Here is a 17,150-nt window from a genome sequence, read left to right on the forward strand (position 1 = left end):
ATTTTCCCAGGTATACATTTTTCAAAATCAAATTTTATTCAAATATACAAAAAACCCCAACTGTCAGGAGTCAGGGTTTCATAAAGAAAGCGGTCACCCAATGGCAACTATTGGAAAACACTGGATAGCCAATCCATTATTTTCGCAATTTCGCTTCTCTTGCTGTTCAACGTGGCCATCACTTGTTCTTTTGCCGTCCCGCCTTCACTTTTCCGCGCTTCCACCACTTGTTCCAACGCGATTTTATCATAAATATCCTCATTGATCTGCCCGGCAAAGGAACGAAACTCCGACAATGAAAGATCGGTCAGATATTTGTCTTCCCGAATGCAGTAAAGAACCAGTTTTCCCACCACTTCATGGGCCTGACGAAACGGCATGCCTTTGTTCACCAAGTAATCGGCCAGATCGGTCGCGTTGGCAAAACCAAATTCGGCATTTTCCCGCATCTTTTTTTGGTTTACCTTCATCGACTGGATCATGGGCACCATCAGGCTGAGCGAGCCGGTCAGCGTCCGTACCGTATCAAACAGCCCCTCTTTGTCTTCCTGCAAATCCTTGTTGTAAGTGAGCGGTAGGGCCTTCAATGTCGTCAGCATCGCCATCAAGTGACCAAAGACACGTCCGGTTTTCCCCCGCACCAGTTCGGGAATATCCGGGTTTTTCTTTTGCGGCATCATGCTGCTGCCCGTACAAAAGGCATCGTCCAAGGCAATATAGTTAAACTCTTCGCTCGCCCACAAGATCAACTCTTCGGACAACCGGGACAGATGAACCATAATCAAGGAACAAATGGAATGAAACTCGACCAGGAAATCGCGATCGCTCACTGCATCCATACTGTTGTCATAAATGCCGTCAAATCCGAGCTGATTGGCCACCATCTTCCGGTCGATCGGAAAGGTGGTGCCGGCGATGGCCCCTGCGCCGAGCGGACAGAGATTCACCCGTTTGAAGCTGTCTTTCAGCCGGTCGATGTCACGCTCAAACATGCTGACATAGGCGAGCAAATGATGCGCCAGCCTGACAGGTTGAGCCCGCTGCAGGTGGGTGTACCCGGGGAGAATCGTATCGATGTGCTGTTCCGCCTTCTCCAGCAGCACCTGCTCCAGCTGCACCAGCAGGCGCACCAGTTCGATCGTCTGTTTGCGCACATACAGATGCAGATCGAGCGCCACCTGGTCATTGCGGCTCCGTCCGGTATGCAGCTTGCCCCCGACAGGACCGATCTCGTCTGTCAGGATTTTTTCGATATTCATATGGATATCTTCATGCTCGACGGAAAAAGCAACTTCTCCCGAACGCACTCTGGCCAAAATCGATTCCAGCCCTTTGATGATTTGCCCCGCCTCTTCCGGGGACAAAATCCCGCACGCGCCGAGCATGGTCACATGAGCGATGCTCCCCTGGATATCTTCCTCGGCCAGTTCCTGATCAAACGAGATCGAAGCATTAAACTCCTCCACCCACCGATGGGTTGGCTTGGTAAAGCGTCCGCCCCAGAGTTTCATTCTCCCCCTCCTCTTTATGCACGCTTGCATAAATATGCGTAGGCAGTCCCCACAATTTAATAAAACCAACGGCTGCTTTGTGATCAAACGAGTCCTCATCCGTATAAGTAGCCAGCTTTTCATTATAGAGGGAATACGGCGACGTTCTGCCCGTCACAGTCGCCTGCCCTTTAAACAGCACCACCCGGACAGTTCCTGTAACAGGCGCCTGCGTTTCCTTGATGAAGGCGTCCAGCGCTTTTTTCAGAGGGGAGAACCAGAGGCCGTCATAGACCAACTCCGCCCATTTTTGCTCAACGGCTGGCTTAAACCGCGCCACGTCCCGTGTTTGCGTCAGATGTTCCAATTCGCGGTGAGCATTGATCAAGACCGTCGCACCCGGCGTTTCGTAAACCTCCCGCGACTTGATTCCCACCAAACGGTTTTCCACATGGTCAATCCGCCCGATTCCATGATTTCCGGCCAGCTTGTTCAACACGGCAAGCAGTTCGTGGAAAGGCATGCTCTTCCCATCCAGTTTCACCGGAACCCCTTGTTCAAACGAGAGCTCGATCACATCCGGCTCATCCGGCGTTTTGCCGAGCGGATGGGTCCACTCGTAAGCCGCTTCCGGAGGAGCAGTCCACGGGTTTTCCAATTCTCCGCACTCACAGCTTCTGCCCCACAGATTTTGGTCGATACTGAACGGGTTATCGAGATCGATCGGGATGGGAATCCCGTGTTTTTCCGCATAAGCGATTTCCTGTTCCCGCGACATCCCCCACTCGCGCACCGGAGCAATCACTTCCAGTTCGGGAGCGAGCGCGGAGACGGAGACGTCAAAACGCACCTGGTCATTTCCTTTCCCCGTGCAACCGTGCGCCACGGCAACCGCCCCTTCCTCCTTGGCCACCTGCACCAGCACCTGGGAGATCAAAGGACGGGACAATGCCGAAACCAAAGGATATTTTCCTTCATACATGGCATTGGCCTGCAGAGCCGGAATCAGAAAATTCCGGGCGAATAAATCCTTGGCGTCGACAACGATTGATTTGACCGCACCGACTTTCAGCGCTTTTTGTTTGACAAAATCAAGATCCTTCCCCTCTCCTACATCCAGCGCGACCGCAATTACATCAAATCCGTAATTTTCCGAGAGCCACTTTATCGCAACCGATGTATCTAAACCGCCCGAATAGGCCAATACGACTTTTTGTTTTCCCATTCGAATCCCCTCTTAATAAAAATTCATCTTCATGAATTATTATACATTCCTTGCGCAAAAAATCCACCCCCAATTGCAAAAGATAACATTCATGTTTTTGGCAGTGTAAAATCTTGAATATTTCCCATTCCTAAAAAAGCGCGGGGATTCCACTGACCGGCCATCGAATGCGGAGAGGAAGTTCCCGCAACAAAAAAAGACTCCTCTTTATACCAAAGGAGTCTTTCTTTTCCTTACATTGATTTCGCACTGTTCTTCACTTCGGCCGGTACGGTAATTTTCCCGTTAAATTCCCCTTTGAGGATCATTTCCAGGTGCTGGTCGACCGCCAGATCAGAAGCGGATATTTTTGTGTCCACCACTTGTTTCGTCTGCTTGAATGTTTTTGCATCAATCCAGATTTGTTGCTTGTAGTTTTCAATTTTAATCTGGTTCGGGTCGATCGTGATGAAGCCTCCTCCGCTTTGAATCCCCGCGGCAATCTGATCCTTCAACATCTTGTCAAAAGAGGGATCGCTTTTCAGAGCGGCATAATCAACCTCCATCAGATAGGAACCGCCCACTTTTTTCACGGATACGCCCTTGGGCAATACATTGCCTCCCAACTGTTCAATCCATTTATCCAGTTGCTTCAACCCCGAAGCCGGGTCATCGGAAGAATCGAGCGAAGAGGTGTCAACGGCAACCGTCGTCCACCCCTGGGATGTATGGTTATACATCGCATTATCAGCGACATAGATTTCAACCGGAATCGGGCTTCCGTTCGCATTCACCGTTCCTTTGGTGTGCATGGCCACCGGGTGCGTGGTCACATCGACATTGGTATCCATATTCATATTGACCGTTTGTTGTTGCCCAAACACTTTGGTCTGCGTATTTTGTTTCAATTTCATTTCGTAAGTATAGCCTTTTTCACTCATGGCTTCCACTGATTTTTCGATGACTTCAGTCGGAGTCAGCTCTTTTGGTTTATCAGGGGAATCCGAAGCAGAACAACCACTAACCATGAGTGCACCGGCAACCAGGATACTAGAAACACGTAACCATAAATTGCTCATCATTTAGCTCCTTTATTAATAAAAATATAATCTATGTACGATAATATCATAAATAGATGTTTCTGTATGTTTCAATTATGTCAAAAATAGATAATTTTAGATATCCCTTCATAATGTTGCAACAGGGGGTTTTCCCGGTGGCGGGTTATAATAAAAACGATCAGAATTTGTCGCCATCATCCGTGAGTGGAAGTTAGACACGCCGTAAAGGGATTGGTGCTCCTGCGCCCGACATTCAGCAAACTTCCACGGAAAACAGGTTCGATTACACGGATCCAGGGGGGATTCAAGTGATACGCACGCTCGTCTATACCACGGACGGGAAACTGCTGGAAAATATACCGCCGGAAGAAATCCAATCCCTTTCCTTTCAGTGGTATTGGGTCGATTTTAACACCCCGACGATGGAGGAAGCGCACCAACTGAGCCGATTCCCGTTCCATCCGCTGTCGGTGAAAGAGTGTTTGCACGGCCTCTCCCGGCCGAAGCTGGAATACTATGAAAACTACATGTTTTATACCATACACAAATTAAACCCCCATACATGGACAGCAGAAGAGATTGCTCTGTTTACCGGCGAAAACTTTCTTGTCTCATTTCACTATCAGGAGCACGAGGAATTGAACGAACTGTGGGAGCGCCTGCTCTCCGACGATGAAACGAGGAAAAAGGGAATCTCGTTCTTCTTATATAAGGTGATGGACAAGGTTGTCGACCAGTATTTCCCGGTTGCGCAAAAGTTGGAAGAGCGCATTGATGAATTGGAAGCAAAGACGAGACGGCATTCGGCCAAAATCCATTTCCTGATGAACGAAGTATTTACCATTCGCGGACAGTTGCTGTCCCTGCGCCATATAGTCTGGCCGATGCGCGACTTGCTCTACCGGATTCTCAATTCAGAACGGGTTTCGCTGACGGCAAAGGACAGGCCCTATTACCGAAACGTTTACGCCCATTTGGAAAAATTGGCCGCCATGATTGAATCGAGCCGAGAACTGACGGCGGACATCCGCGACAACTATCTCTCGCTCAATGCATACCGCACCAATTCGATCATGATGGTTTTGACCGTGATTACGGTCATCTTCATGCCGCTCACCTTTATCGCCGGCATCTACGGCATGAACTTTGACTATATGCCCGAATTGCACTGGCACTACGGCTATTTCGCCGTACTCGGATTGATGGCGCTGATCGCCTTGTTGATGTACATCTGGTTTAAGAAAAAAGGCTGGTTTAACGAAGACTAGAGAGAATCCAGAGGAGACGCAACTTATGTGGAGAAACATCATTTGTCTGGGAAGCGCACTTTGTCTCACCCTTCTGACCGCTTGCTCCGGTCCGGTGACCCACATCGAGGCCGCCAAGACGGACCCCACCCATTCCCATGAAACAAAGGCTTCCGCCACAAAACCCTCACCTGCCGCACAGATGAAACAATTGGAACAAACGCTCCTAGAGCGATACGGGAGTGAGTCGCCCCATCGGTGGGGAGAACACTTTCCCGGGATTATCGACCGTCTCCCGACAAAGGAGAAAGTCATCGCCCTCACCTTTGATGCATGCGGCGGCAAACACGGGAACGGATATGACCGGGAGCTGATCGATTATCTAAACAAGGAACGGATTCCGGCGACATTGTTCATCAACAGCCGCTGGATTGAGGCAAATCCCCAAACCTTTATGAAACTGGCGCATAACCCTCTCTTTGAAATTGAAAACCACGGGACGGAGCATCGCCCGTTATCCGTCACTGGCCGAAGCGCTTACGGAATCGGGGGAACCAAAAATGCCGCGGCGGTGATCAACGAAGTTTTGGGAAATGACCAGCTGATCACCAGACTTACCGGGCGCAAGCCGAAATTTTTCCGTACCGGAACCGCTTTTTATGACGATGTAGCCGTCAAACTGGTATACGGATTGGGTGAAAAGCCTGTTAACTACGATATTCTGGGTGACGCCGGAGCAACCTACAACACCCGTCAGGTCGAACAAGCCCTGCTCACCGCAAAACCCGGTTCGATCGTGATCATGCACATGAACCAACCAAGCCACGACACGGCAGAAGGCGTGATCAAAAGCATTCCGCTCCTCAAGAAAAAAGGCTTCCGCTTTGTGAAACTGGAAGACTATTTACATTAGCGAAATGCCAAAAACAAACGGCCATCCCAGACGTGGACGGCCGTGACAAATCCGAAAAGCGGTTCAAATTACGGGAACCGCTTTTTTATATGAAAGTGATGCAGTCCGGGGTGTAAAGACCTTCCCCTCCTGTTTTTCTTCTCTTTCATCCTGAGACTGTGCCGATAATCACTTTGCCGAATCATCCGGGATTGGAACAAGATCGAAGATGTCTCCATTTTTAAACGCCTGAACCAACGCACGGAGCCAGGCATAATACTGTTTGGATTTGGCCAATTTTTGCAAGTCCCTTTCCACCAGGGCTGCCTCATCCGGAGACAATTTCGGATCGGTCAACAGATCACGCAGCTTTTGCTCCGTTGAGTTCAGCGCTTTTTCATTGATTTCGATCTCCTTCTCCCATAAATAAACAAAAAATTCAATAAATGAGTGAAACTGGTCCTGTTCTGCCTGATACAAATCCTTGCGGACCCCTTTTTGCCATTTTTTCTGAACCAGTTTTAACCGGGATAATGCCCGGACACCCGTGCTCATGCTCGTCTTGCTCATCCCTGTCAGTTGACGCATCTCATCCAAAGTCATCGGTTCTTCGTGAAAAAACATGATGCCAAAAAGACGTCCCATCGAGGGGCTCAATCCATACATTTCCATCGTTTCCGCCAGCGATTCGATATAGTCGCGGCGGGCTTCTTCCAATTTTTCATAATGCGGCGCCACATATGTCACTCCTTCTCTATCAAACTTCTTGCGTTTTATTCAGAATCAGCCGCGTTTGCATTCACGATTTGGTTAATCAACACATCTGATGAACGACCTGGTTTTCCTTGCAAAGTACTTCACAAATCTTAACCACAAGAAAAATGTTTGTCAAATATGTGAAAGGGCATGGCCGGTCAGGGGCACCCGGCTTCCCTTTCGAGTTTTCATACTTTAATCCCAAAGTTTTGCCGATCAAAAGATGGATGTTTTCTCTACGGAGAGCGGGCTGGGTTGCAGCCGGTCACCAGTCATGATATCGTAAAAGTGTACAGTTTGTACAGAAAAAACTGTACGGACTGTATTAAGAGAGGAGGGAAATGCTTTGCAAACGAAACCGATGTGGATTAACGGCGAGTGGGTTTATGCAGAAGACGGCCAAACCCGGTCCATCATCAACCCCTGCAATCAGGAAGTGATTTCCGTTGTGGCGGAAGGAAACCGGACGGATGCGCAAAATGCAATCAAAGCTGCGCGCAAAGCGTTTGACGAAGGAGAATGGCCCCGGCTGCCCGCCCCGGAACGCGGTGAAAAACTGCGCCGGATTGCCAGTCTGATCAGAGAGGAGAAACATGAATTCGCCCGTCTGGAAACATTAAATACCGGCAAGACACTTGCGGAAAGCGAAGCGGATATGGATGATATCGCCTCCGTGTTCGACTACTATGCCGGTCTTGCCGACAAGGACGGCGGCGAAATGCTTCATTCCCCCCTGAAAAACAGCGAAAGCAAGGTTGTCCGGGAGCCAGTCGGGGTATGCGGGATGATTACCCCCTGGAATTATCCGCTCTTGCAGGCATCATGGAAACTGGCTCCGGCACTTGCGGCAGGCTGCACAATGGTGTTGAAGCCGAGCGAGATCACCCCTTTAACCACGCTGAAACTGGCCGGGTTGCTCGAAAAAGCCGGAATTCCCAAAGGGGTGGTCAATATTGTGACCGGTCCCGGTGAAACCGTGGGGGCTGAACTGTCCGAATCAGCAGATGTTGATCTAATTTCCTTTACCGGAGGAATCGAAACAGGCCGGAAAATCATGAAGGCTGCATCGCGGAACATGAAAAAAATCGCACTTGAACTGGGAGGAAAAAATCCCAATATCATCTTTGCCGACAGTGATTTTGAGACAGCGGTCGATTACGCGTTAAATGCCGTTTTTTTTCATGCAGGACAAGTTTGCTCTGCGGGCGCCAGGCTTTTGATTGAAGAAAAATGGCATGACCGGTTCGTTAAAGCAGTGGTGGAACGAGCCAAACGCATTCGGCTGGGAAGCGGGCTGAACCCGGATACGCAAATGGGTCCGCTCATCTCAGCTGAACATCGGGACAAAGTGGAAAAGTACATCGCCATCGGAATCCGGGAAGGCGCCAAGCTGCTTACAGGCGGGAAACGTCCCGACGGCCCCGAATTCGCCCGTGGATTTTTTATTGAACCGACGATTTTTGACCATTGTACAAGCGATATGCGGATCGTGAAAGAAGAAACGTTCGGGCCCATTTTGACGGTTGAAACCTTTCAAACCGAAGAAGAGGCGATTTCCCTGGCGAATGACACCATTTACGGTCTGGCGGGTGCCGTTTGGACACAAGACATGAACCGGGCTGAGCGCGTGAGCCGCGCCTTGAGAATGGGGACGGTCTGGATCAACGATTATCATCCCTATTTCCCTCAGGCTCCCTGGGGCGGCTACAAACAGTCCGGCATCGGGAGAGAACTTGGAAAAACCGGATTGGAAGAATATACAGAGCAAAAACACGTCTATAAGAACTTGCAACCTCAACCGCTGCGTTGGTTTGGTTAATCAAACATTCTTCAGGAGGGGATCTTTATGATGAGAATTGAACAAATGCTCGAACAAAAAGCGTTTGTGATGCCGACAAAAGTGATTTCTGGCATCGGTGTGTCAAAAAACATCGGGGAAGAAGTTAAACAGCTGAACATTAAAAAGGCCATGATTGTCACCGATCGCGCCCTCTATCAATCCGGGATCATCAAGCCGATTGAGACCCATTTAAAACAGAACGGAATCGATGTTTATGTCTTCCACGAAATCGCCGGGGAACCGGATACCGAGTTGGTCGCCATGGGGTCGAAAACATTTGCTGAGCAAAAATGTGACGGATTGATTGCCGTCGGCGGCGGGAGTTCGATGGATACCGCCAAAGCGATCGGAGTTGAAGCGGTTCACGGTGAACCGGTCATCCACTTTGAGGCATCGGAAAAAGGAAAATCGCTGACAAAGCGAATCCCTCCATTGGTAACAATCCCGACAACTGCGGGAACCGGCAGCGAAGTGACCCAATGGGCGGTAATCAAAGATCCCGTTCGTGAGATTAAATTCAATGTTGGCGGACCTTTGCTCCCTGCCCATCTCGCTGTGATCGATCCCGAACTTCATCTGTCCATGCCCAAACGAATTACCGCAGCCACCGGGATTGATGCGTTATCTCATGCCATTGAATGTTATACGATGAATCAGTCCCAACCATTGACGGATGCAGTCGCCTTGCTGGCGATCGAATATGTCGGCAAATACATTCGCCGCGCTTATGCAAACGGACAGGATCTTGAAGCGCGCTATCACATGGCTCAGGCAGCAATGCTGGCCGGTCTTTCCTATGGAAGCGATTCAGCCGGTGCTGCCCATGCGATGGCGCAAACGCTGGGCGGGATCATCCCGGTCATGCACGGAGAATGCGTTTCGGCGATCTTGCCCGCCGTGATGGAGTACAACTGGATGGGAGCACCGGAAAAATACGCCCGAATCGCCCGGGCACTCGGCGTTCCTGTTGAAGGAATGAGTACGGAAGACGCAGCTAAAGCGGCCGTGATCGAAGTGGAAAAACTGGTAAGAGACCTGAATATCCCCACCCTTCGCCAACAAGGGGCAGATCCGGAACAAATCGATCGCTACGCAAAAGCTGCATTTGAAGATCCACAAACCTTCGGCAATCCGCGCGACTTGGATTTGGATGCATACAAATGGATTTACCGCCGTTGCTTTGGGCTGGATGAAACCGCATGATCGGCTATGATGCATCCAGCAGCCTTCTTGCGCTCCCCTTTCAGTATTTTTCCGACTATCAGGATCACGACGACAATCAACCCTTCCAGCAGAATTTTTACAAGAGGATTGTCTTCAAACAGGGGAGCGATAAACTTCTCATCAGTAATCATGCGGGCAGCCGTGTAAGCGAGAACGGCCGACCCCAGATAAATGATCCACGGGAAGCGCTCGATCACTTTTAAAAACAGAGTGCTTCCCCAGACAACAATCGGCACGCTGATCAGTAATCCCAAAATGACCAGCAGAAAACTGTCATGGGCCGCACCGGCCACGCCCAATACATTATCCAAGCCCATCACGGTATCAGCGACAACAATCGTCCCCACGGCCGCCCACATGTTCTTGGCTGCTTTGACTTCGCCATGATCTTTTTCCTCATACAGCAGTTTGAGGGAAATCCACAACAGGATCAAACCGCACGCGAGCAGCAGCCCGGGAACCTTCAACAACCATACAACCGCCAATGTGAACAAAATGCGCACGACCACAGCTCCGGCCGTCCCGAGAAAAATCACGCGCTTTTGCTGTTCCCGCGGAAGATTGCGCGCCGCCAGGCCAATCACAATCGCGTTATCCCCCGCCAGAACGAGGTCAATCACCACAATCGACAACAACGCAGTCAAAAATTCCATTGATAACCATTCCATCGGAATCCTCCCCTTCGTTTTCAGTCCCAAAAAATAGAAAAGACCTTTACTTTTACTGAAAAAGTAAAGGTCTTGCCAACAACGTCGCGTTGCCAACAAAGCCGGGGCCTTCCGCCCGTAATGACGACTTTGCTGTAACAGCTACTCCCCTTTAGCTTGAGTGGGTACGATTTATCCGCTTGTCATGTTCTAACCTATCATACAAAAGGTCGTTTGCTTCCGTCAACCGGATTGCACCCTGGTATGGCGCAGGTTCCGGCTTTTGTAACAAACTGGTCAACATGCCATCCACGGCAAACCCCAAGATCAGGTCCCATTGTTTCCGTACTCCTTTGCCAGACCCACTCACTTGCGTTGACGCCCCATACAACCGGCATCAAATCCATGCGCGATTCCCGCTCCCAGCCCCGGCAGAGGAAAAAGACCCCCGGTTCCGCTTTTCACTTCTTTTGGAAACTCAATTCTGCTTCAACATGGACTTGGCAGTCTCTTCGTATTCTTTCAGTGCAGCCATTGTTTACACGTTTCCGCAAGCTTCCGGAAATAAATTTGCTCTTTAAACAGAAACAACCATTTATAATCAGAATTACAGAACGTCGTGACCGTCCTTCCCTACCGGTGGTGAAATGAATGGAAGAACGAAAAAAAAGATTACTCTTATCTTTGCTCGCAACTGAAACATTTGCTACAACCGAACAATTTGCCGGTGAACTGGGCGTCTCGGAAAAAACAGTTCGCACTGATCTCAAATGGCTGGATGAATGGCTGCAATCCTTCTCAGATGTCCGCCTCATCCGGCAGCCCGGAATGGGGATTTTGCTGGAAGCCCCTTCACACCAGCGGCAGGCAATTTTGAAAGCGCTATCCGAGAATGCGGAAGGATCTTTCCAATCCTCTTCTTTCAACCCGCAAAATCGCAAAATCCTGATCCTTCAAACGTTGCTGGAGAGTGACGGTTATGTCACCGCCGCACAACTGGCCGACCTGTTTTATGTGAGCAAAGCGACGATCAGCCATGACCTTGCCGAGGTGGAAAAATACTTGTCATCTTTCCGGCTGCAATTGATCCGCAAACCCAACTGCGGGTTAAAAGTGGAAGGGGATGAGCGGAGTCGCCGTACAGCAATGGCCAAATTGGATGCGGAGGAACTGCGGGGACTTCCGCACGGGCAGGGCAGGGGCTACGATGAAGCCCTGATCACAGAGATGATCCGCACCCTGGAGCGTTCCGCAGATTTCTCCTTTACAGATGAAGCTGTCGCCCGTTTGGCCGCCCATCTGGCCATCGCCGTCAAACGGATCAAACTCGGCAAAATCGTCCAATTATCGGCGGAAGAATTGACCGATTTGAAACAGCGCAATGAATATCCGCTCGCGGTCCGACTGGCGAAGGCCATTGAACAGAAGTTGGCCGTTCGCATCCCAGAAGCGGAGATCGGCTACATGGCGTTACATCTGCTCGGAGCCAAACTCCACTACACTTCATTGGAAAAAGGCGACTCTTTCGAAAACACCTTGGCCAAGCTGGGCCCGGAAACGATGGAAATGGCCGGGAAACTGATCCGCAAAGTAGAGGAGCTCGTCCAACTGCCCCTCTCAGCCGATCAGGATCTGTGGATTGGTTTGGCCATCCATATGCATGCCGCCTTTCACCGGATTCGGCATCGCCTGAGCCTGACCAATCCGATTCTGGATGAAATCAAACGCACGTACCGTTATATGTTTGAAACGCTTGTCTTTGCCGCCAACCCACTGGCCGCTGAATTCGGGAAATCCATCCCCGAAGATGAAATCGGATATCTCACTCTGCATTTTCAGGCAGCGCTCGAACGCTTTAAAGGGAAACAAAAGCGAACGAAAATAATGAAAGCGCTTCTTATCTGCACAACCGGCATCGGCACCTCTCAGCTTCTGGCGGCAAAAATCAGGCGCATCTTTCCGGATTTGCATCTTCTTGATACCGTTTCCATCAAGGGATTGCCAAAAGCGATCGCAGAACACGGCCCCGATCTGCTGATCAGCACCGTGCCGCTGACAAATGCGCTCCTGCCGACGGTTTGCGTGACACCCTTATTTACCGAATACGACCGCGCAATCCTGGAAACAGAGCTGAAAAAACTGTCCGATCAGGAAAACGATCAGCGCCGCTATCCGGTTTTGCGCAAGCTCCTCAAGCCTGAACTGATCCGGCTCGATCTGGAAGCAAACACGCCAAATCAGGTGATTGAACTGTTGGCCGACGAACTGCAAAAACAAGGGTATGTGCATCAGGGTTATGCAGAAAGCGCCCTGGCACGGGAACAACTCTCCAGCACCTGTATCGGCGGGGGTGTGTCGATCCCCCATGGTTTGTGCGACTATATCCAAAAACCGGCAGTGGCCGTCGCCCGGTTAAAGGAGCCCATCGATTGGAATGGCAATCATGTTTTTCTCATCTTTATGCCGGCATTGAAATGGGCGGAGAAAGAAAAGGCGGAGCGCATGTTTGCCGAGCTGGCCGAGCTGGTCGAAAACCCGCCTCTTTTAAACCGTTTGCGCAAGGCAGATTCAGTCGGGCAATTTTTAGAGCATCTGTAAACATCAGGAGGTTGAACGATGAAACTTTTAGCTGTCACCGCTTGTCCGACAGGGATCGCCCATACCTATATCGCTGCGGAGAAGCTGAAAAAAACCGCTGCGGATCTGGGCATAACGATCAAAGTGGAGACAAGGGGTTCAATCGGAGTGGAGAACGAAATTACCCCGGAAGAAATCATGGAAGCGGATGGGGTCATCATCGCCGCAGACAAAGACGTCGAAAAAGAGCGCTTCCGTGGCAAGCGGGTACTGGAGTGTTCCGTCGCCGATGCCATCCACAAGACGGAAAGTCTGATCAAACGTTTTCAAGATGGAGAAGTGCCCGTTTATAAAGACAAAACGGAAAAAGCTGATGCGGCAATTCCGGCTGAAGGCAAAGAGCTGAAGCAGGAGTCAAAAGTAAAGCGCTATCTCTACCGCGACCTGATGAACGGCGTTTCCTTCATGATCCCCTTTGTGGTGATCGGCGGCCTGCTGATCGCCATTTCCATCGGGCTGGGCGGGGTGCCGACTGACAAAGGCTTTGTGATTCCGGAGCACTCGCTCTGGAAAACCATCAATGATATCGGCACAGTCGGCTTCCAGTTCATGGTGCCGATTCTGGCCGGATTTATCGCCATGAGCATCGCGGACCGCCCCGGACTGGCCCCGGGGATGATCGGCGGCTACATCGCGGCAAACGGCAGTTTTTACGGCAGTGCGGCCGGAGCCGGGTTTATCGGCGGGATTGTGGCCGGATTTATCGCCGGTTATATCGCCAAAGGGCTCAAAGCGCTGAAAGTGCCAAAAATGATTCAGCCGATCATGCCCATCCTGGTGATCCCCCTGCTCACGTCTTTAGCGGTTTCGCTGATCTTCATTTATATTATCGGCGCCCCGATTTCTGCGCTGATGGAAGCACTGACACACTTCCTCAACACGATGCAGGGAGCTTCCAAAATCGTGTTGGCGTTAATCCTGGGAGCGATGATCACCTTTGACATGGGCGGACCGATCAACAAAGTGGCCTTCCTGTTTGGGGCGGCGATGATCGGGCAGGGCAACCCCTACATCATGGGCCCGATTGCCACCGCCATCTGTATTCCCCCATTGGGAATGGGACTGGCCACCTTGCTGAATAAACGAAAATACTACCCCGAAGAGCAGGAAGCGGGGAAGGCTGCCCTGGCCATGGGGCTGGTCGGAATTACCGAAGGGGCGATTCCGTTCGCTTCACGGGACCCGCTGCGCGTCATTCCGAGCATCATGGCAGGAGGAATGGTCGGCTCCGTCATCTCCATGCTCGGGCATGTGGGTGACAGTGTTCCGCACGGCGGGCCAATCGTGATGCTGTTCAGCGCCATTCACAACATCCCGATGTTTATCATCGGCATTATCGCAGGCGTTCTGGTCACCGCCTTTATGGTAAACGCCCTGAAAAAACCAGTCTCAGATCAACAATAGGAGTGAATTACAGTGAACTTGTCCCAACTGATCAACCATGATCTCATTTTGCTCGACGTAACCGCGGACACGAAAGACAGTGTGATCGAAACGCTGGCGGCACAATTGAAGCAAACCGGCGCCTTGCACGATATCGAGGCGTTTAAAGAAGCGATCTTCGCCAGGGAAAATCAAGGACATACCGGCATTGGCTTCGGTGTCGCCATCCCGCACGGAAAATCGGACGCAGTCAGCACTCCCAGAGTCGCCTTTGCCCGGACGGTTTCGGATGTGACCTGGGATGAACAGAGCGGCGAACGGGCACAGTTGATCTTCATGATCGCCGTGCCGGAATCGCAGGCGGGAAATGAGCATCTGAAAATCCTGCAAATGCTTGCGGTCAAATTGATCGATGACTCCTTCCGGGCGAAACTTCTCTCCGCAACCAGCAAAGAAGGCGTGTATGCCCTCTTGACTGAGGAATAGTGACACATCGTTCTGACCAAACCGGGAGCCCGTGATCCAACGCTCCCGGTCATCCCCGTTCTCATCCTCCAAGACCTCGGTATTTTCCAACGAAAGGAGCGAGTCCATTGCATCGCTATCCCATTTTTTTAAAGCCGGTATTTAAAGAGCGGATCTGGGGAGGAACAAGGCTGAAAGAGGAATTCGGCTATGATATTCCCTCCGGGCAAACCGGCGAATGCTGGGCGATCTCCGCTCATCCCCACGGCCAGAGCATCGTGAAAAACGGCCCTTATGCCGGAATGACGCTCGGCGAGCTCTGGTCAGAGAAACCCGAATTTTTCGGCATCAGCGACAAAGCGGACACCTTCCCGCTGCTGACCAAAATCCTTCACGCTTCCAGCGATCTGTCCGTTCAGGTTCATCCGGACGATGCCTATGCCAATCTCCATGAAAATGGCGAACGGGGCAAAACAGAATGCTGGTATGTGATCGATTGCGACGAGGGAGCGGAAATTATCTACGGACATACGGCTCATAGCAAAGAAGAACTGATCTCCCGCATCAAACAGGGCGACTGGAAAACACTCCTGAAACGGGTCAAGGTAAAACCGGGGGATTTTTTCTATGTTCCCAGCGGCACCGTGCATGCCCTGGGCGCCGGCACCCTGATCCTGGAAACGCAGCAAAACTCGGACACCACGTACCGCCTTTATGACTATGACCGGACCGATGCAAACGGAAACAAACGGGAATTGCACCTCAAACAGGCGATTGAGGTGATCAATGTCCCCCATGAAGAGGCGAAAGTGGAACCGCATGTAAACGTACAGAAAGGCGGAACCATCACCACCCTGGTTCAGTCCCCGTATTTCACCGTGCAAAAATGGGAGTTGGACGGGGTCTTTCCCCACCCTGTCACTTCAACTTTTCTTTTGACCAGTGTCATCAGCGGTTCAGGGGAATTGAGCCGGGAAAATGAAATCGTTCCGCTGACCAAAGGAGACCATTTCATCCTTCCGGCCGGATACGGTCCCTTTAACATCAGCGGGAAACTGACCTTGATCGTTTCCCGGGTTTGACGGTTTGATCAAAAAAAGCCGGCGGGATTACCCACCAGCCAATATGGTTCGGGGAGGAAAGAAGGCAAAAGAGAGATCGTTTAAATTTGTTACGTCGTTTCAGCCAAGTCTTACTCAACTTCCGTATGATACGGCAAAACATGATCTGCCACTTTGTCAACCACCGGGGATCCCGGTGCCTTTTTTACTGGCACAGACGTTTTCACTTTGCTATCATAAGGTTGCGAGGAAACTTTATCATTTATATCCTGTGACGTCTGTGAAATGAGGGACTGTGCATTGGTTTTCCCGTTAAGGGCACGATCATTCGCTTGTTTCACAACCGTTTGCGCTTGCGCTGTGATGGCGTTGGCGCTTTTTTTGTTTGCTTTTCAAGCTTCGTCTTGCTGCCTGTGCTGTCTTTTGCTTGATTTGCGAGCGTTTCGGCCCGATCATTGTTCGCGGAAACTTTTTGTTTGGCCAAGAAGGGAACAGCTTGTCCATTGGCAGTCATTTGTTCTGTTTGACCGGTAAAGTCAGACAACAGCTTATCCTTGATCACACCAAACCCGGAGGCAACTTCTTCATTGCTTCCTGAAACGGATGCCGGAGCTTCGGGAGATACCGGCTCCTTTGCTGTTTCAATCCGGTTCACTTTTTCAATCGCTGCCGGTTTGACCTGATTTACCGGAGGTTTTGCCGGAATGTGATTCGCATGCAAACTTTGCGCATGAACCGTTCCGGAAAATGCTCCCCCAGCAATAAACACCGTTGCAGCCAGTGAGCAAGCCATTCCCCTTTTGGGTTCCAAACAGATCAGCTCCTTTCTTTATGTAGTGCGTTAATACATTCACTAGTTTACAAGAAAAAGATAGAAATAAAAAGGTAATATTGCCAATGTTAAAAATATATTCAAACACCTCAAAATCGCTTTCATACTAAGGGACGAATCCCTTTTCCGGTTGGTTGCAGGAAAAGGGATTGTTCAATTTTTGTTCAATACGAATCCATTATTTTACTGACGCGCATGGTCCACACGGTTCAAATCATGCAGCCGGAATCGTTGCAACCGACCACGGGTCTGCGACTCGTCCATAAATGAAAAAAGACCCCAAAGGGTCTTGGAGATTGATGACAAACCCCACCCTTTTCTTCGGAAAAGGAATGGGGTTTTGTATATTTCTAGGATATATACAGATAAAGTAAACCTGATGTGACCTATTAACCAAATCGCAAAGCCTTT

At 50.5% G+C, this 17,150-nt stretch carries 13 protein-coding genes and 1 pseudogene; 7 read left to right on the forward strand and 7 right to left on the reverse strand.

Features of this window, described 5'->3' with window-relative positions; all coding sequences use genetic code 11:
- Window positions 1–107: 107 nt before the first annotated feature.
- The 3 genes from argH to I8U17_RS01895 form a co-directional block, all read right to left on the reverse strand.
- Window positions 108–1,511, reverse strand: a complete 1,404-nt coding sequence (gene argH, locus I8U17_RS01885; RefSeq protein WP_033099799.1) for an argininosuccinate lyase — start codon at window positions 1,509–1,511, stop codon at window positions 108–110.
- Window positions 1,453–2,715 (reverse strand): argininosuccinate synthase, encoded by a 1,263-nt coding sequence (locus tag I8U17_RS01890; protein ID WP_198058943.1) that lies wholly within the window; start codon window positions 2,713–2,715, stop codon window positions 1,453–1,455. Before I8U17_RS01890 ends, argH begins: the two co-directional genes overlap by 59 nt.
- A gap of 233 nt (window positions 2,716–2,948) precedes the next feature.
- Window positions 2,949–3,773: a DUF6612 family protein gene (locus I8U17_RS01895; protein ID WP_198058944.1), complete on the reverse strand. Its 825-nt coding sequence runs from the start codon at window positions 3,771–3,773 to the stop codon at window positions 2,949–2,951.
- 290 nt (window positions 3,774–4,063) lie between these two features.
- Here I8U17_RS01895 and corA point away from each other — a divergent pair, with 290 nt between their 5' ends.
- Window positions 4,064–5,023 (forward strand): magnesium/cobalt transporter CorA, encoded by a 960-nt coding sequence (gene corA, locus I8U17_RS01900; RefSeq protein WP_052153976.1) that lies wholly within the window; start codon window positions 4,064–4,066, stop codon window positions 5,021–5,023.
- Between the two features lie 25 nt (window positions 5,024–5,048).
- Window positions 5,049–5,915 (forward strand): polysaccharide deacetylase family protein, encoded by an 867-nt coding sequence (locus I8U17_RS01905; protein ID WP_052153975.1) that lies wholly within the window; start codon window positions 5,049–5,051, stop codon window positions 5,913–5,915.
- Between the two features lie 168 nt (window positions 5,916–6,083).
- On the opposite strand, the gene cudC is transcribed toward I8U17_RS01905, so the two are convergent.
- Window positions 6,084–6,632, reverse strand: coding sequence for a choline uptake/conversion transcriptional regulator CudC (cudC, locus tag I8U17_RS01910; RefSeq protein WP_052153974.1), 549 nt, complete (start codon window positions 6,630–6,632; stop codon window positions 6,084–6,086).
- A gap of 379 nt (window positions 6,633–7,011) precedes the next feature.
- On the opposite strand from cudC, the gene betB reads away from it, so the two are divergent.
- Both betB and I8U17_RS01920 read left to right on the forward strand, forming a co-directional pair.
- A complete protein-coding gene (betB, locus tag I8U17_RS01915) occupies window positions 7,012–8,469 on the forward strand; it encodes a betaine-aldehyde dehydrogenase (protein ID WP_198058959.1) in 1,458 nt (485 codons plus the stop codon).
- Between the two features lie 30 nt (window positions 8,470–8,499).
- Complete coding sequence (locus I8U17_RS01920; RefSeq protein ID WP_198058960.1) at window positions 8,500–9,693, forward strand: choline dehydrogenase; 1,194 nt, start codon at window positions 8,500–8,502, stop codon at window positions 9,691–9,693.
- On the opposite strand, the gene I8U17_RS01925 is transcribed toward I8U17_RS01920, so the two are convergent.
- Window positions 9,657–10,382 (reverse strand): TerC family protein, encoded by a 726-nt coding sequence (locus I8U17_RS01925; protein ID WP_198058945.1) that lies wholly within the window; start codon window positions 10,380–10,382, stop codon window positions 9,657–9,659. The two genes, I8U17_RS01920 and I8U17_RS01925, sit on opposite strands and share 37 nt — an antisense overlap.
- A 630-nt stretch (window positions 10,383–11,012) precedes the next feature.
- On the opposite strand from I8U17_RS01925, the gene I8U17_RS01930 reads away from it, so the two are divergent.
- The 3 genes and pseudogenes from I8U17_RS01930 to manA all read left to right on the forward strand — a co-directional run bounded on the left by I8U17_RS01930 (window position 11,013) and on the right by manA (window position 15,928).
- Window positions 11,013–12,959, forward strand: coding sequence for a BglG family transcription antiterminator (locus I8U17_RS01930; RefSeq protein WP_198058946.1), 1,947 nt, complete (start codon window positions 11,013–11,015; stop codon window positions 12,957–12,959).
- A gap of 18 nt (window positions 12,960–12,977) precedes the next feature.
- A pseudogene (locus tag I8U17_RS01935) lies at window positions 12,978–14,867 on the forward strand (fructose-specific PTS transporter subunit EIIC).
- Window positions 14,868–14,974: 107 nt separating this feature from the next.
- Window positions 14,975–15,928: a mannose-6-phosphate isomerase, class I gene (gene manA / locus I8U17_RS01945; protein WP_033099791.1), complete on the forward strand. Its 954-nt coding sequence runs from the start codon at window positions 14,975–14,977 to the stop codon at window positions 15,926–15,928.
- A gap of 316 nt (window positions 15,929–16,244) precedes the next feature.
- Here manA and I8U17_RS01950 read toward each other — a convergent pair whose 3' ends face one another.
- Both I8U17_RS01950 and I8U17_RS18240 read right to left on the reverse strand, forming a co-directional pair.
- Window positions 16,245–16,718 (reverse strand): hypothetical protein, encoded by a 474-nt coding sequence (locus tag I8U17_RS01950; RefSeq protein ID WP_198058947.1) that lies wholly within the window; start codon window positions 16,716–16,718, stop codon window positions 16,245–16,247.
- Between the two features lie 204 nt (window positions 16,719–16,922).
- Window positions 16,923–17,150: hypothetical protein (locus tag I8U17_RS18240; protein ID WP_232330825.1), on the reverse strand; the 228-nt coding region annotated here is incomplete at its 5' end.

Origin of the sequence: Thermoactinomyces sp. CICC 10521 (genome assembly GCF_016055135.1) — a bacterium.
Classification (GTDB): domain Bacteria; phylum Bacillota; class Bacilli; order Thermoactinomycetales; family Thermoactinomycetaceae; genus Thermoactinomyces_A; species Thermoactinomyces_A daqus.

Excerpts from the sequence above, each read along its gene's own strand:
- argH (WP_033099799.1), bottom strand. The coding sequence starts at position 1,511 with ATGAAACTCTGGGGCGGACGCTTTACCAAGCCAACCCATCGGTGGGTG.
- I8U17_RS01890 (WP_198058943.1), bottom strand. The coding sequence starts at position 2,715 with ATGGGAAAACAAAAAGTCGTATTGGCCTATTCGGGCGGTTTAGATACA.
- I8U17_RS01895 (WP_198058944.1), bottom strand. The coding sequence starts at position 3,773 with ATGAGCAATTTATGGTTACGTGTTTCTAGTATCCTGGTTGCCGGTGCA.
- I8U17_RS01905 (WP_052153975.1), top strand. The coding sequence starts at position 5,049 with ATGTGGAGAAACATCATTTGTCTGGGAAGCGCACTTTGTCTCACCCTT.
- betB (WP_198058959.1), top strand. The coding sequence starts at position 7,012 with ATGTGGATTAACGGCGAGTGGGTTTATGCAGAAGACGGCCAAACCCGG.
- I8U17_RS01920 (WP_198058960.1), top strand. The coding sequence starts at position 8,500 with ATGAGAATTGAACAAATGCTCGAACAAAAAGCGTTTGTGATGCCGACA.
- I8U17_RS01925 (WP_198058945.1), bottom strand. The coding sequence starts at position 10,382 with ATGGAATGGTTATCAATGGAATTTTTGACTGCGTTGTTGTCGATTGTG.
- I8U17_RS01930 (WP_198058946.1), top strand. The coding sequence starts at position 11,013 with ATGGAAGAACGAAAAAAAAGATTACTCTTATCTTTGCTCGCAACTGAA.